At 38.6% G+C, this 14,578-nt stretch carries 12 protein-coding genes; 6 read left to right on the top strand and 6 right to left on the bottom strand.

Annotated elements, in window-relative coordinates; genetic code table 11:
- Positions 1-209 precede the first annotated feature (209 nt).
- The 5 genes from LGQ02_RS03365 to rlmD all read right to left on the bottom strand — a co-directional run bounded on the left by LGQ02_RS03365 (position 210) and on the right by rlmD (position 7,653).
- The gene (locus LGQ02_RS03365) at positions 210-1,523 is read right to left on the bottom strand and encodes an ABC transporter substrate-binding protein (protein ID WP_226516826.1); all 1,314 of its coding nucleotides are present in this window, start codon (positions 1,521-1,523) and stop codon (positions 210-212) included.
- 246 nt (positions 1,524-1,769) lie between these two features.
- Positions 1,770-3,113: a GH1 family beta-glucosidase gene (locus LGQ02_RS03360; protein ID WP_226516825.1), complete on the bottom strand. Its 1,344-nt coding sequence runs from the start codon at positions 3,111-3,113 to the stop codon at positions 1,770-1,772.
- 732 nt (positions 3,114-3,845) lie between these two features.
- Positions 3,846-4,781 carry an aldo/keto reductase gene (locus LGQ02_RS03355; protein WP_226516824.1) on the bottom strand — a complete coding sequence of 312 codons (936 nt, stop codon included), beginning with the start codon at positions 4,779-4,781 and terminating at the stop codon, positions 3,846-3,848.
- A gap of 253 nt (positions 4,782-5,034) precedes the next feature.
- Positions 5,035-6,030 (bottom strand): L-glyceraldehyde 3-phosphate reductase, encoded by a 996-nt coding sequence (mgrA, locus tag LGQ02_RS03350; protein ID WP_226516823.1) that lies wholly within the window; start codon positions 6,028-6,030, stop codon positions 5,035-5,037.
- Positions 6,031-6,273: 243 nt separating this feature from the next.
- On the bottom strand, positions 6,274-7,653 hold the full coding sequence (gene rlmD / locus LGQ02_RS03345) for a 23S rRNA (uracil(1939)-C(5))-methyltransferase RlmD (RefSeq protein WP_226516822.1): 1,380 nt from the start codon (positions 7,651-7,653) through the stop codon (positions 6,274-6,276).
- A 299-nt stretch (positions 7,654-7,952) separates the two neighbouring features.
- On the opposite strand from rlmD, the gene LGQ02_RS03340 reads away from it, so the two are divergent.
- Positions 7,953-8,969: a YecA family protein gene (locus LGQ02_RS03340; protein ID WP_226516821.1), complete on the top strand. Its 1,017-nt coding sequence runs from the start codon at positions 7,953-7,955 to the stop codon at positions 8,967-8,969.
- A gap of 58 nt (positions 8,970-9,027) precedes the next feature.
- Here the strand turns inward: LGQ02_RS03340 and LGQ02_RS03335 are convergent, their stop codons facing one another.
- The gene (locus LGQ02_RS03335; protein ID WP_226516820.1) at positions 9,028-9,450 is read right to left on the bottom strand and encodes a hypothetical protein; all 423 of its coding nucleotides are present in this window, start codon (positions 9,448-9,450) and stop codon (positions 9,028-9,030) included.
- Between the two features lie 301 nt (positions 9,451-9,751).
- Between LGQ02_RS03335 and LGQ02_RS03330 the strand changes: the two genes are divergently transcribed.
- The 5 genes from LGQ02_RS03330 (at position 9,752) to LGQ02_RS03310 (ending at position 14,559) form a co-directional block, all read left to right on the top strand.
- The gene (locus tag LGQ02_RS03330; protein ID WP_226516819.1) at positions 9,752-11,506 is read left to right on the top strand and encodes a carbon starvation CstA family protein; all 1,755 of its coding nucleotides are present in this window, start codon (positions 9,752-9,754) and stop codon (positions 11,504-11,506) included.
- A 186-nt stretch (positions 11,507-11,692) separates the two neighbouring features.
- Positions 11,693-11,944, top strand: coding sequence for a cory-CC-star protein (locus LGQ02_RS03325; protein WP_226516818.1), 252 nt, complete (start codon positions 11,693-11,695; stop codon positions 11,942-11,944).
- 55 nt (positions 11,945-11,999) lie between these two features.
- Complete coding sequence (locus tag LGQ02_RS03320; RefSeq protein WP_319003509.1) at positions 12,000-12,968, top strand: ArsA family ATPase; 969 nt, start codon at positions 12,000-12,002, stop codon at positions 12,966-12,968.
- Positions 12,965-13,600 (top strand): pyridoxamine 5'-phosphate oxidase family protein, encoded by a 636-nt coding sequence (locus tag LGQ02_RS03315; RefSeq protein ID WP_226516817.1) that lies wholly within the window; start codon positions 12,965-12,967, stop codon positions 13,598-13,600. The genes LGQ02_RS03320 and LGQ02_RS03315 overlap by 4 nt, the downstream gene beginning before the upstream one ends.
- Before the next feature lie 137 nt (positions 13,601-13,737).
- Positions 13,738-14,559: a YihY/virulence factor BrkB family protein gene (locus LGQ02_RS03310; protein WP_226516816.1), complete on the top strand. Its 822-nt coding sequence runs from the start codon at positions 13,738-13,740 to the stop codon at positions 14,557-14,559.
- The last annotated feature ends 19 nt before the right edge of the window (positions 14,560-14,578 follow it).

Below are 14,578 nucleotides of genomic sequence, written 5' to 3'. Positions count from 1 at the left end.
TGGTTTTCGAGAATAGCTTTTGTATCAGATGAAAAGTATTACTTCGTTTTTTGCTGTCGTGATCATTCACCAAAAGCCATCCTCGAAACTATAATACTTGGTTAAAAAGTACCAACAAGATTATGAGATTAGGTAGCTCAATGAATGAAGATTCTCTTTTTATATAGGGTATGGCATGTAATAGCCATACCCTATGCATTACCAATATATTAGCGTGTTAAGATTCTTTCAATTCTTTGAAGGGCATCTTCCCATTCTTCCTCTGGGTCTGCACCACTTGCAACGTTACCAAGTGCTTCTTTAAATTCATCATCAACTGGATAGTATAGACGACCTTTATATACTGGTTCTACTTGTTCAGCAGCTTCTGAGAATATTTGTGCTGTTGCGATTCCACCAAAATAATCATCTTCAAATTCCTTAAACTCAGGCATATCATATACAGCAGGAGCAGATGGGAACAAGCCATAATCTAAGAATGATTCTAATTGTTGCTCTGGAGCAGTTAACCACTCGATAAACTTGTAAGCTTCTTCTGGGTGATCACTTTCTTCTGGAATAGTTAAGTAAGACCCTCCCCAGTTACCAGCACCTTCTGGCATCGTAGTGATAGACCAAACTCCTTCTTCTGGGCTATTGTCTTTAATTACACCTTGCATCCAAGCTGGTGCTAGCATTGTAGCGTAAGTCCCTTCGTCCATGCCACTGAACCACTCAGGAGTCCAAAGAGGAATATCTCCTACTAAATCATTTCCATGTAAGTTAGTAACATAGTCATAAGCATCTCTAATTTGATCATGCTCTTCAATAATTAGTTCGTCATCCGTGTTAAAGTATTGCTGGGTTGCTTGGTCACGACGTGCATTGTAAACAAGTTCACCAGAGTCAGTCATTAATTTTCCAGTTTCCTCTTTAATTACCTCAGCAACTTCTTCAAAATCTTCCCAAGTAGTAATTAGTTCAGAAACAGCTTCTGGAGAAGAATCGAAACCTGCTTCTTCAAAAACATCTGTACGATAATACATTACAGTTGGACCAATATCTGTTGGTAAACCAAATAGGAAGCTACCATCGGCATTTTCTCCGTTTTCGAATACCCAATCAAGGTAGTTATCTCTTACAGATTCAGCACCATGATCAAACAGATTTGTAAATGCATGCTCTGCATCACGATACCTCTCAATTTGTGCCTCCTCAACCATCGTGATATCTGGCGCGCCAGAACCAGCAGAGATTGAAGTAAATAAGTTGTCGTGTAAGTCATTCATGTCCTGGTTTTGAAGGTTAATCGTTACATGAGGGTTCTCTGCAACATATTCTTCAATCAATTTATCATATCCAGTGTTACCGAACTCCCAAAATACTAATTCGATTTCACCATCGCCAATCGCCTCTGATGTTGTGTCGTCACTAGTTGCATCATCACCTGTGTTATCCACTTCTTCTTCTCCATTCCCTCCACATGCTGCAAGTAATGAGATAGATAAAGCAGTCGTTCCAACAAGTTTCAAAAATTTAGACATTTACTATTCCCCCTTGGAAAATATAATTTTTGTTTCACCTAGTAAACTGTAACTTTAACCTAATCTACTACTACCCCTCACCTCCTCAAAAGACTCTCATCTCTTTAGAGCGAACGACCCTTCCCATATCAAGAAAGCGCTTTATTTTTGGTGTAAATCTCGAGACACTCCCCATTTTAAAATGTAGCAGGTGTACTGCCACCATAGTAAGTGCCTCGATGTTATCATCACTGCGGAAATAATATATTATACTTCGAAGAAATTATTTGAAATCGTTTGTTTATACCAATAGAAACTGTCTTTCTTTGTACGTTCCAACGTTCGATAATTTACGTGGACGATTCCGAAACGCATGGTGTATCCTTCAGCCCACTCAAAGTTATCTAGTAAAGACCAAGTTAAATATCCTTTAATATTTACACCTGCTTCCATACTTCTGTGTAAGGAAACCAAGTGCTGCCTTAAATAATCGACTCGCTTAGTATCCTTCACTTCTCCATGCTCTGGTTCATCATTATAACAAGAACCATTTTCCGTAATGTAGATCGGCACATCTCCATAAGTCTCTCCAATATACTTTAATACTTTGTAGAAACCATCCGGGTATATATTCCAACCAATATCTGTTTTCTGAAAACCAATATCCACACGTTCGTGATCGAACAACCCTTCGTTTTCTTTGTAACGACAGACACCACCTGAGTAGAAATTGATACCAAGGAAATCAATTGGCTGATGGATGATTTCCATGTCCCCTTCTTTCGTGTTTAACGTAACACCCTTTTCCTTGAACCAATCTACCATGAATTGCGGATAAGACCCTTTAAACACAGGGTCAAAAAACCAGTCTATGAAAAAGCCATTGGCACGCTTACAAGCATCAATATCTTCTTGCTGATTACTGTAAGGTTCATTCCATTCCACATTCGGAGCAAAACCAATTTGCCCTTCTACACCAAGTTCACGAAAGCGAATGACCGTTTTCCCATGAGCAACATGTAAGTGGTGTGCCACATCTACTGCTAATTGAAGGTCCTGATTCCCTGGTGCATGCGCACCTACAAAGTTAGATAAAAATGATACGCACCAAGGCTCATTAAAGGTAATCCAATGCTTGATTTTCCCTTCGAACTCTTTAAACATCACTTCCGCGTAGTTTACAAAAGCATCAATTGTCTCACGGTTCCCCCAACCTCCACGATCTTGCAGTGCTTGAGGAAGGTCCCAGTGATAGAGCGTACACATTGGTTCAATGCCCTTCTCTAGTAAACGATCAACTAACCGGTGGTAATAATCTAATCCTTCACGGTTTACTTCACCAGTACCATCCGGAAAGATCCTTGGCCAAGCCACTGAAAAACGGTAAAAATCAACACCTAAATCTTCCATAATCTCAACGTCTTCTTCGTACCTATGGTAGCTGTCGCATGCCACATCACCATTGTCACCGTTCACTACTTTCCCAGGTGTCTTTGAGAACGTATCCCAAATGGAAACTCCTCTTCCACCCTCGTTCACAGCCCCTTCAATTTGATAGGAAGCTGTAGCGACGCCCCACTTCATGTCTTTTGGAAATTGTATTACAGCCATAACGAAACCCCTTTCGTAACCTCGTAAAAAAATGTGTTTTATATCTTACTTTTTTGCAGAAAACTTTGGCAGTACTTATTCACGAAAACACTTTCGTGAATAATACATACATCCTGTCGATCCACAACTAGAATGTTTTCATAGGTTCATTAGAGAGCGTTTATATTCAACGTCTTCGGTTATCGACCGCTTATTTTGAACACGTCATTTACTAACCTTGATGTTGAAACCGCTTTCGTAACTTCATTATAAATGCCTATATATTAAAAGGCAATACTTTTTTATTATTTTTCGAAAGCGCTTTATATTTTGGTTTTTTGATATATTAATATGTATTATTACTTAAGATATTGTGAAATGGATTTTAAGAAATTAAATAATATCTTTCATAAGATAACGGGGCCTTATGGTGTAGCGGAAGCTGTACAAAAAGTAATGTCAGAAGGACAATGGTAAGACTAGTCATTCGTGAGCTTATTCAGTATAAATATTAGAAACTTGACGAGGTTCTCCTACTAAACTCGTGATCTCCGGTGTAGAGAACTTCTTAGATTCCCCTTTTAAACAAAAGCTTTTACATAGAGCGTTTTGGGTAAACAAAACTTGGCCTACCGACATAGAATCTCTTATGCTTTAGTGTAAGTCCTAATAAAGAACTTCGGCGTTGATCACTCCCTGTGATCAACGCCGAAGTACATGAGGTTAACAATAATGAAAGTCTTACATTCACCATCACCAAGGAAGACCGTTGTCTTTTAAATGATTCTCCCACATTGCTTTTAGTTTCTCTACTGTTTTTAAATCCATGGTTCCTTGAGCCGCTGAAATATTTCCTTCTAACTGTCGGATGTTTTTCGCGCCAGGAATTACTGTCGAAACTTCTGGATGGGCAAGGATAAATTGTAGTGCGCTAATTGCTAGACTTTGGTTAGGTTCAACAATATTATTAACTTCCTCTAACATTACTGCTCTTCTATGAATAATGTCTCGACTCCATCGACTTCTAATATCTGTAAACGTACTCTCAGCATGATATTTACCTGATAACCAACCAGAATCTAGTGGAACTTTGATAATCAGAGCTATCTTTTTGTCATGAGCTGCTTTGAATGCCTTGGCTGTATCCTGATGAAAAATATTAAACATTACTTCAATCACTTGACTGTTTGTTTTCTCGATTACTTCAAACATCTCTTCACTTGTATCTACCGAAGCGCCATAAGCAGCGATTTTCCCTTCTTTTTTTAAATTCTCCAGTTCTTCAAAATGTTGCATATTACCATTCAAATACTGAAAGGGTGGATTATGTAAAAGAATCGAATCAAGATAATCAGTTTGGAGTCGTTTTAGGCTTTTATCAACAGATTTTTCTATCTCATTTGGGTCAAAGTTGATCTCACCATTATCTTGATGACCAAATTTACTACTTATGATCACCTTATCCCTCTTCCCTCTCAAAGCCTTCCCGAGGATTTCTTCACTTTTTCCTAAAGCATAATTTGGAGCTGTATCGAAGAAATTGCACCCTAATTCCAATGCTTTATCAACAATATTTATCCCTTCACTTTCTGTCATTGATCCCCAATTTTCTTCATTGCCTAACTGCCATGAACCTAATCCAATTTCAGATACAAACTTCCCAGTACTCCCAAATGGTCTTTGTTTCATAATTTTTCCCTCCTCTATTAATTCTTTCAGTTCTCCTTCTTGTTATCTTGAGTTAATACTCAAATATTATTATGCTATACTCCATCAGTAAAAAGCACGGTTTACACATCTGTAAACCGTGCTTTTTTATTGAATTTTCACAAATTAAGCTACAAATAAAGGTACAAATTAGTGTACATTTTTATTTGCAATTTACAATTTTGCGATAGGATACGGAACCCGTTACTGGAATCCTGTGTACTTTTTTTATTCTTTAATCGGGGTTTAATATGTTATCAATTAACTGTAGCTCTTCTGAATTAAATTCCAGATTATTGAGAGTCGCTACATTCTCTTCAAGTTGGCTTACTTTGCTTGCGCCTATTAAACAAGAAGTAATCATTTGCTCACGAAGTACCCATGCAATTGCCATTTGCGCAAGGGATTGATTACGTTGTTGCGCTACTTCGTTTAATTTCTGTATCTTTTGAATGACCTCATCCGTTATATCGCCACGATTTAAAAAGCTGTTTTCTTTAGATGCACGTGAATCTGCAGGAACACCCTTTATATATCGGTTGGTTAATAACCCTTGAGCAAGTGGAACAAAGGCAATACAACCTGCACCTTCCTCTTTTAGAAGTGAGGTTAACCCATCCTCAACCCAGCGATTAAACATTGAATAAGCCGGCTGATGAATTAGTAACGGAGTTTCTAATTCTCTTAAAAGATTGATCGCCTGCTTCGTTTCCTCTAACCCATAATTAGAAATCCCCACATAAAGGGCTTTGCCTTGCTTGACGATATGATCAAGAGCCATCATTGTTTCTTCAAGAGGTGTTTCTGGATCTGGTCTGTGATGATAAAAAATATCAACGTACTCCAGTCCCATTCTATTTAAACTTTGATCAAGACTTGAAACTAAGTACTTCTTTGATCCCCCATCACCATATGGACCCGGCCACATTCCGTAACCTGCTTTTGTAGAAATGATCATTTCGTCTCTATAACCAGCAAAATCTTGACGCAATATCTTCCCAAAATTTTCTTCTGCCGATCCAGGTGGTGGGCCGTAATTATTTGCAAGATCAAAGTGAGTAATTCCTAAATCAAATGCTTTTCTAATGAGAGAACGTCCATTTTCAAAGACATCTTCCCCACCAAAGTTATGCCACAGTCCTAGTGAAAGAGCTGGTAGTTTAATACCAGATTTACCACATCGATTATAAATCATTGATTCATATCTTTGCTCATTCGGTTGATAACCCATTATTAATTCCTCCTTATTTGAAGCTTTATTACCAAGATAGATGGCTGTTATTCAATTGTTTTTTCAACGGGATAATTTTATCCTAATTGCAGTATTTAATCAAAAAGGGGTACTTCATAATCATTCAAAGCTCTTTTTGCAGCCATTCACAATCTTTTGCGAGGCTCCATTCCCTAATAACGAAGCCAGATTTTAAATGAAAAGAGACTTTTCCAGCAATGAAAAAGTCTCTTTAGCTTAAGTTTAATTACCTGTATGCAGGAGTTGCGCCACGCACTCAACATGCCCCGTCTGTGGGAACATATCTACAGGTTGTACTTCTTTTGTTTCGTATCCATTTGCTTCTAAATACTTTAAGTCACGCGCAAGTGTCGCAGGGTTACAAGAAACATAGACGATACGGTTTGGATTCATGTTTACCATTGTTTCAAGTAATGATTCTTCACAGCCTTTTCGTGGCGGGTCTACAACAACGACTTCTGGACGAACGCCTTGAGCGTACCACCATGGCATGACTTTTTCTGCTTCGCCAACGGCAAAATCAACATTTTCGATCTCGTTTAATTTTGCATTATTTTTCGCATCAGAAATGGCTTCAGGAACAATTTCAACTCCGAGAACTTTTTTCGCTTGCTGAGCTAAAAACAAGCTGATCGTACCAATCCCGCAATACGCATCAATAACCGTCTCAGTACTTGTTAAGTTCGCGTATTCAAGTGCTTTATCATAAAGAACTTTTGTCTGCTCTGGATTTACTTGATAAAAGGAACGAGCTGATATCGCAAACTTAATGTCCCCGATATAATCGTGAATGACTTCTTCACCCCAAAGTACTTCTGTTTGCTCCCCAAAAATGACATTCGTTCGCTTCGGATTAATGTTTTGGACAATTGACTTTACGTTTGGTAGTTCTTTTCGGATCTCTTCTATTAAATTTTTCTTATTTGGGAGCTCTTTTCCTTTCGTAACAAGGACGACCATGAGTTCATCTGTCGTTTTACCGTGACGACTGACAACGTGACGAAGTGTCCCTTTATGTTTTTTATCATCATAACCACGAATGCCGTACTTTTTCGCAAGTTTCTTGACTACTTGAACGACGTCATCGTTTGATTCGTGCTGAATAGCACAACTTGGCATATCAACGATTTCATGGCTTCGTTCTGCGTAAAATCCTGCGATGAGTTTCCCGCGATCTTCACCAACAGGAACTTGTGCTTTGTTTCGATAGCGCCATGGCTCGTCCATCCCTAATGTTGGGTGAACACGGACATCTTGCAATCCGCCGATTCTAGCGAGGACTTCTCGAACGTACTTTTCTTTTTGTTTTAACTGGCCTTCGTAGCTTAAATGTTGCAACTGACAACCGCCGCACCTTTTAAAAATCGGACATGGTGGTTCAGCTCGGTCAGGGCTCGTTTCAGTGATTTCCATCAACCTAGCAAAACCGAAATTCTTTTTCACTTTCACGACTTTTATTTTTCCTGTTTCACCAGGGAGTGCGCGTTGAACAAATAAAGGAAATCCGTTTACTTTCGCTACTCCAGCTCCGTCGTGTGTTAAGTCTTCAAAGGTAACTTCTAATATTTCATTTTTTTCAACTGGGGCATTTTGTTGTGTCATCTTCTTAATCCTTTCCGTTCTCAAATTCTCTGCTCTTGATTGTACCACAATGATCGCTATTGAAAAAAATACATGGACTGATATGATAAGAGTGGTGACTTTTTTTTATGCTATTAGCATTTATTTTATTTATTGGTCGATAGTATATCTTTCAACTTAGGCTGTCGCTATTTGGCGGTAAGCTAAGTTTCGTTTTGCACTGTATGAATTTTCAAGTTCATTTAAAAATTAAATTATGAAAACACATGAGTTTTCGCCACTTTTGGTGATAAACTTAGTTTTTCTAATGAGGTGAAAGTATGGCAAAAATTGGACGTAACGATGCTTGTCTTTGTGGCAGTGGAAAAAAGTATAAAAAATGCTGTATGGGTAAGCAAAACAACGTAAGCATAACACCGCAAGATGCGAAGGATTTCCAAGAGCTTCTGCCTAGGTTATTCGATTATAGTAAGAAGTATGATGATGTATTACAACCGTTATACCAACGTTACACGAATACATTTGAGCGACTGCAAAGAAAAGATGCCCAAGCCTTTTCCCAGCTATTGTTTCATTGGCTCGTTTTCAACCATCCTAATGCTGGGGATGGCAAAACAATTTTAAAGAAATTTGTTGAGGAGCATCAATCTCAGTATTCGGATCGTTTTCAACGTTTATTAACGAAATGGAACGAAGAACTTCAGCCTCGGTTAATGTCTGTTGAGAAAAAAGAGAGTGAACAAGCTGTCCTTAAAGATGAGCTTGAGGGCAGTGTTGTTATTCCTGAACCTACAGGAGTTACTCAGCACCTTTCCGAGGGAGATTTATTAGTCGGATACCTTTATCCATCTCCAGCAGGAATTATTTTAGGTAGTGACGCAGTCGTTTTACCGAAAAAATATGAATCAGTGTTTTTAAAAGAATGGACAGAGTTGTACGATAACTATAATAAGAAAGAACAGAAGCAATCGTTTTACACTGCGAACTTTACATCAGTCGTTGGTGTGTTAACAATGATTGCCCTTAATAAAGTAGCAGGTTTCGAAGAGCAAGAGCTTTCAGAGCAAGCGAAAGGTGTATGGGCAGAGTTAACTTCTCATGTAAACTTGAATGATTATTCTTACGATGTTTTGCTAGATGCAAAAGCAAAATGGATGCAATATGTAGGTGAGAAACAGCCACGCATTCAAAAACCAGCTGTGTTTGCAGCAGCACTAGAGTATTGGATGACAAAGCAGGCGAATCAGTGGACAACCCTCACTCAAAAAGAAGCAGCGGCAAAGTACAAAGTATCCGCAGCAACCATCTCATCCCGCTTTAAAGAACTAAACGCATAATGTACGATAAAAAGTGCCAGGCACCTGGGGATTGATTTCCAGGCGCCTGGCGCTTTTCTTATGACATTGCTCCATTGTTTGGCATGTAGAAATAATGGCTAAACACTTTTGATAGATAAATTGAAAGGGTAATGGTTAAGGCGAATGATAGAATCGGATATACGAACATCATTGGAAGTGAATACGTATAAACAAGAGATTCAATCAACGAAAATATCCACCTTAAACTAATTAGTAAAATGAGAAAAAATGAAAATCTCATGAGTGGTAAATTATCAATAAGCCATGATGCTGACCACTTAGCAAAGATAACCGAAAAGATCAGTGCGAAGATAAAGAACGTTAACAATTGTAACAAATCATAACCAGGGGCTTGATAGAAGTTAAAAGGTATAGCCATCGAAATCTGTACAAACAAAAAATAACTAACGATCACGCCCGGAATGAACATAACTTTCTCTAGTTGTTCTTCCTTCATCATACCCCTCCTTTATACTTAGAGTTTTTCATGCCCAAAACTATCCTCTCCTATCGTAACACGTAATTTCTATTATTATCCAAGTGCCAGGCACCTGGAAAATGATTACCAGGTGCCTGGCACTGTAATTATTACTTAAATTTACTATATTTTAGTAATTTTAAGGAAATAGGCGTATATGCGAGAATACAGAGGAAAACACTCTATTTAAACGGAATTTTCATCAATTTACCTTCTTTTACTTTGTCCTAGTACAGTGACATAATATAACTGAATTTTCTAACTATAAAGGAGGAGAGGAAAAATGAGTGCAATTGTTTTAGCATTGATTGGAATGTTTGTCTTTTTTCTTGGTTATCGTTACTATTCAAAGTTCGTCGCCGAAAAGATTTACAGATTAGACCCAAATTACACGACTCCAGCACATAAATACAAAGATGGTGTCGACTTTGTCCCTACAAATAAGTTTATTTTATGGGGACACCATTTCACCTCAGTTGCTGGTGCTGCGCCGATTGTTGGTCCTGCTATTGCTGTATACTGGGGTTGGTTGCCTGCATTTATCTGGGTTGTTGCTGGTACTGTATTTGCAGCTGGTGTTCATGATTTTGGTGCCTTAGTTCTATCTGTTCGTAACAAAGGGCAATCAGTTGGAACATTAGCGAACAAATTAATTGGCCAACGTGCAAAGATTTTATTTTTATTTATTATTCTCATCCTAGTCCTCATGGTTAACGCTGTTTTTGCTTGGGTCATTTCCAACTTATTTATTAGCTTCCCTGCTGCTGTTTTATCCGTATTTATTCAAATTCCATTAGCGATTTGGATCGGTTATGTTGTGTATCGTAAGCAAGGTGGGATGCTACTTCCTTCTTTGGCAGCTCTGGCGACAATGTATATTGCTGCCATCGTTGCTTCACGTGTACCTGCATTACAAATAGACTTACCTAGCTATTTTGGCGGAGAAGAAAATATCGTTGCCTTTGGATTAAATGGCGTAGCGTTCTCTTTCTTCGTTTGGATTATTATATTAATGGTTTATGTATACATTGCTTCAACACTACCAGTTTGGAAACTTTTACAGCCTCGTGATTACATTAACTCTCATCAACTAGTCGTTGGACTTCTAATTTTATATCTCGGTCTCTTTTTCTCAAACCCAGAAGTTACTGCTCCAGCTACAAATGCTGCTGCAGATGTTCCTTGGTTCCCACTCTTGTTTATCACCATTGCATGTGGGGCAATCTCGGGTTTCCATGGACTTGTTTCATCCGGTACATCTAGTAAGCAGTTAAATAAAGAAACAGACGCTCGCTTTGTCGGCTATTTAGGGGCTGTCGGAGAAGGTTTACTTGCCCTTGCTGCTATTCTTGCAGTCGTCACATTGTTTAACTCTTCCGATGAATTTTTAGGGGTCTATAGTAGTTTTGGAGATGCGAGTAGCGCTGGACTTGGTTCATTTGTAGAAGGTGCTGGTCAGCTTGCCACTGGCATTTTCATCCCTGCGGACATTGCATCTACAATTGTTGCAGTGATTGTTGTTAGCTTTGCAGCGACAACACTTGATACATCTGTTCGTTTAATGCGATATATCATTTCTGAGCTTGGGCGTGAGTATAAGGTTAGACCTTTAACAAAAGTTCATGTCGCTACTACGGTCGCTGTTGTTTCAAGTGCGGCTCTTGTATTAATTCCAGAAGGACCACAAGGTTTCGGATCAGGTGGTTACGTATTATGGCCGTTATTCGGAACATCCAATCAACTTTTAGCCGGTATCACTCTTCTCCTCATTTCAATCTGGCTAAAACGACAAGGGCGAAATTATCTTGTCACTCTCATACCCATGGTCTTTTTAATGATCATGACGTTATGGGCAATGGGACAACAAGTCATCTTCCAATGGTCTGGATTAGGAGATGCAGAAATGAACCTTCTACTCTTCTTCCTAGGAGCAGTCATTCTTGTTTTCGCAGCATGGATTATCCTTGAAGCCTTTTCAAGCTTACGTAACAATAAACGATACGATCCAAAAGATGAAGACGAAGATCTTTCAGTTTAATAGAAAGAATAGTGAGCAGCCGTTTCGCTGTTCACTTTCTTTAATTCACATCCAATATTATCCAGGTGCCTGTAACCTGGATAATATTGTTATAAATGGTGTTAAATCAAATTATTACGCTTTTAAAGGGTTTCACATTTTTCTCATCGAATCATATAATTGAAGCTTTTTATAAGGGGGCTTATGATGAACATAAAGAAATTTTTTGAACTATATGATCAAATCCTTCGCCAAGGGCACCGTACAGAGATTGCCCGCGAACTCCGCGATGAAGATGATTTATTTATGCTGCTTTTATATTCCGATATGCTTGGCATTCCGAATCCAGCATTTTTTTATACATTAGAGTTATACCCGCATATGCTTGAACGTTTTCATGAATGGCATTTGAGAATGGGGATGGACAAATCACCGGTCAGTGGTTTTAGGTGCTGTTAACCATTGATTTCGATCTTCACCTCAAACGGGTGAAACATTTATTGGAGGGACATACATGGACATCAATATCGAAGAGAAAAACATCATTTTTATAGGTGGAAAAGGTGGAGTTGGAAAATCAACTTCCGCATCAGCACTTAGTTTAGCTGCTAGTAAAAAGAAAAAGCGTGTATTACTCGTTTCGACTGACCCTGCACATAACTTAAGTGATTTGTTTCATATTGAGCTTGGAAGTAAGCCTAAAGAAGTGTCAGACAACCTTTTCGTGATGGAGATCGACCCTGAAAAAGAAACAGACCGATACATACAACAAGTAAAACAGAACTTAGAAGGGCAAGTAAAAGCGACGATGATTGAAGAAGTTCACCGTCAAATTGATATGGCAAAAACGAGTCCTGGTGCTGATGAAGCTGCACTGTTTGATCGGATTACTTCACTTATTTTAGAGGAACTTCCAAAGTTTGATTTACTTATTTTTGATACAGCACCGACAGGTCATACTTTACGTCTTTTAACATTGCCCGAAGTCATGGGAGTTTGGATGGACGGGATGCTTGAACGACGAAAGAAAACAAATGAAGATTATACGCAATTATTAAATGACGGAGAACCTATTGACGACCCTATTTATCAAACGTTACAAAAACGTCGTGAGAAATTCTCGAAAGTACGAGATGTTTTGCTAAATAGAGATAAGACTGGATTTTTATTCGTAATGAATCCAGAGCGCTTGCCAATTCAAGAAGCTCGCCGCGGGGTTGACACATTAGAGAAGCACCGTATTCCAGTACTAGGACTGATTATAAACAAAATTTTACCTAATGAAGTAGACGGCTCGTTTTTTCAAAAACGAAAATTACAGCAACAAACATACTTAAGAGAAATCAATGAATCGTTTGAGGGGCTAAAACAAATTCACCTTCCACTATTGGAAGAAGATATTTCTGAACAAGCTCATCTATTGGACATGGCGAACCTGATTGGCAAACAACTATATCATCGCAAAACGGAGGCGAACCTATGAGTGCGATTCCATTTACAAATGTAATTACACATAAAGAGCAACTGTCCAATATATTAGGTGAACCAAGTTCATTGGCAAAAAATAAAGTGATAGACCTGCTAGATGAACATTGCAAAACCTATATCTCTTCTTCACCGTTTTTGATTTTATCAACGTCAGATAGTGAAGGAAAATGCGACAGTTCCCCACGCGGAGACGCCCCTGGTTTTGTCCATGTCATTGATGAAAAGCACCTTGTTATTCCTGAACGTCCAGGGAACAGGCGGGCTGATTCGTTAACAAATATCTTGGAAAATGGACATGTTGGTCTGTTATTTATGATTCCTGGCTTCGGCGAAACGTTAAGGGTTAATGGAAAAGGCTATCTTATACAAGATAGAGAGGTTCTGCAAAACATGGCCGTAAACGGAAAAGTCCCCCTTTTAGGCATTGCAGTTACTGTAGAACAAGCTTATATCCATTGTGCAAAAGCAATAAAACGCTCAAATTTGTGGGAAGGTGACAAATGGCCAACTGTTGAGCACTTATCATCAGCTGGAAAAATGCTAAAAGACCACGCAAATATGAAGGATCAGTCAGAATACGCTCTCAACCAGCAATTGATTGAAGGGTATAGCAACCGCCTTTACTAAAAAACACCATATTTAACCAAGTGCCAGGCACCTGGAAATTCATCACCAGGTGCCTGGCACTTGGTTTTTTTGTAATTCTTTTGTTATTGGGAACGATAATGATGAAAAATAGGCTTCTTGCAAAGGGGATTTATTAAATGTCAGTCATTAGTCAGGGGAAAGACCTTTTTCTTCGATTAAGAATTAATCATTTAATCGATGATGCAGCACAGCTTGCGTTTTATTTTTTTATGATGTTTTTCCCTTTTTTACTCTTTGCGGTTACCTTTATTCGCTATTTGCCTTTAGAATCGACAAGGTTTGTACAATATGTGATCTCTCATGCTCCGCCAAATGTCGGTCCACTCATCGAGCGAAACCTTACTGAACTAACGATCGATAAACGAGGCGGGTTGTTTTCACTCGGAATTGTAATTACATTAATTGCTACGAGTAATAGTATTCATGCAACGATTCGTTCTTTAAACAAAACATATGCAGTCGATGAGACAAGGTCTTTTTTTCTTGTACGCGGACTATCCATTGTTTTCTCATTGTTTGCGTTACTTGTTATCATTGTTCAGCTTACTTTACCTATTTTTATCGTAATGATCGATGAATATGTCGTCGCCCTTTATGATATTCCAAGAGACTCGATGTTCTCATGGGAAATCTCTTTATGGTTTCTTAGCTTAGCCTCTTTGTACGTTATCTTTCTCATTCTTTTTCGTTGGGCACCCAATCTCCCTTTACGCTTTCGTGACGTTTGGATTGGTGCACTGGTTTCGACAGTTATTATCCAACTGGCTACATGGGGGCTGACATTTTACGTTCGTTATATAGGTAACTTCACTTTTTTACACGGTAGCTTAAGTAGTGTAATTATTTTAATGCTGTGGTTTTACTTAATTGGACTAGGCCTTCTACTCGGCGGACAAGTAAATGCTTTTTTCAAAAAAGATAACGTATCATTCAAATAAATGACAGCACTTCTTTCGC

It is taken from the genome of Bacillus shivajii (genome assembly GCF_020519665.1).
GTDB lineage: Bacteria > Bacillota > Bacilli > Bacillales > Salisediminibacteriaceae > Bacillus_CA > Bacillus_CA shivajii.
This window is presented reverse-complemented; position numbering and strand designations above follow the sequence as displayed.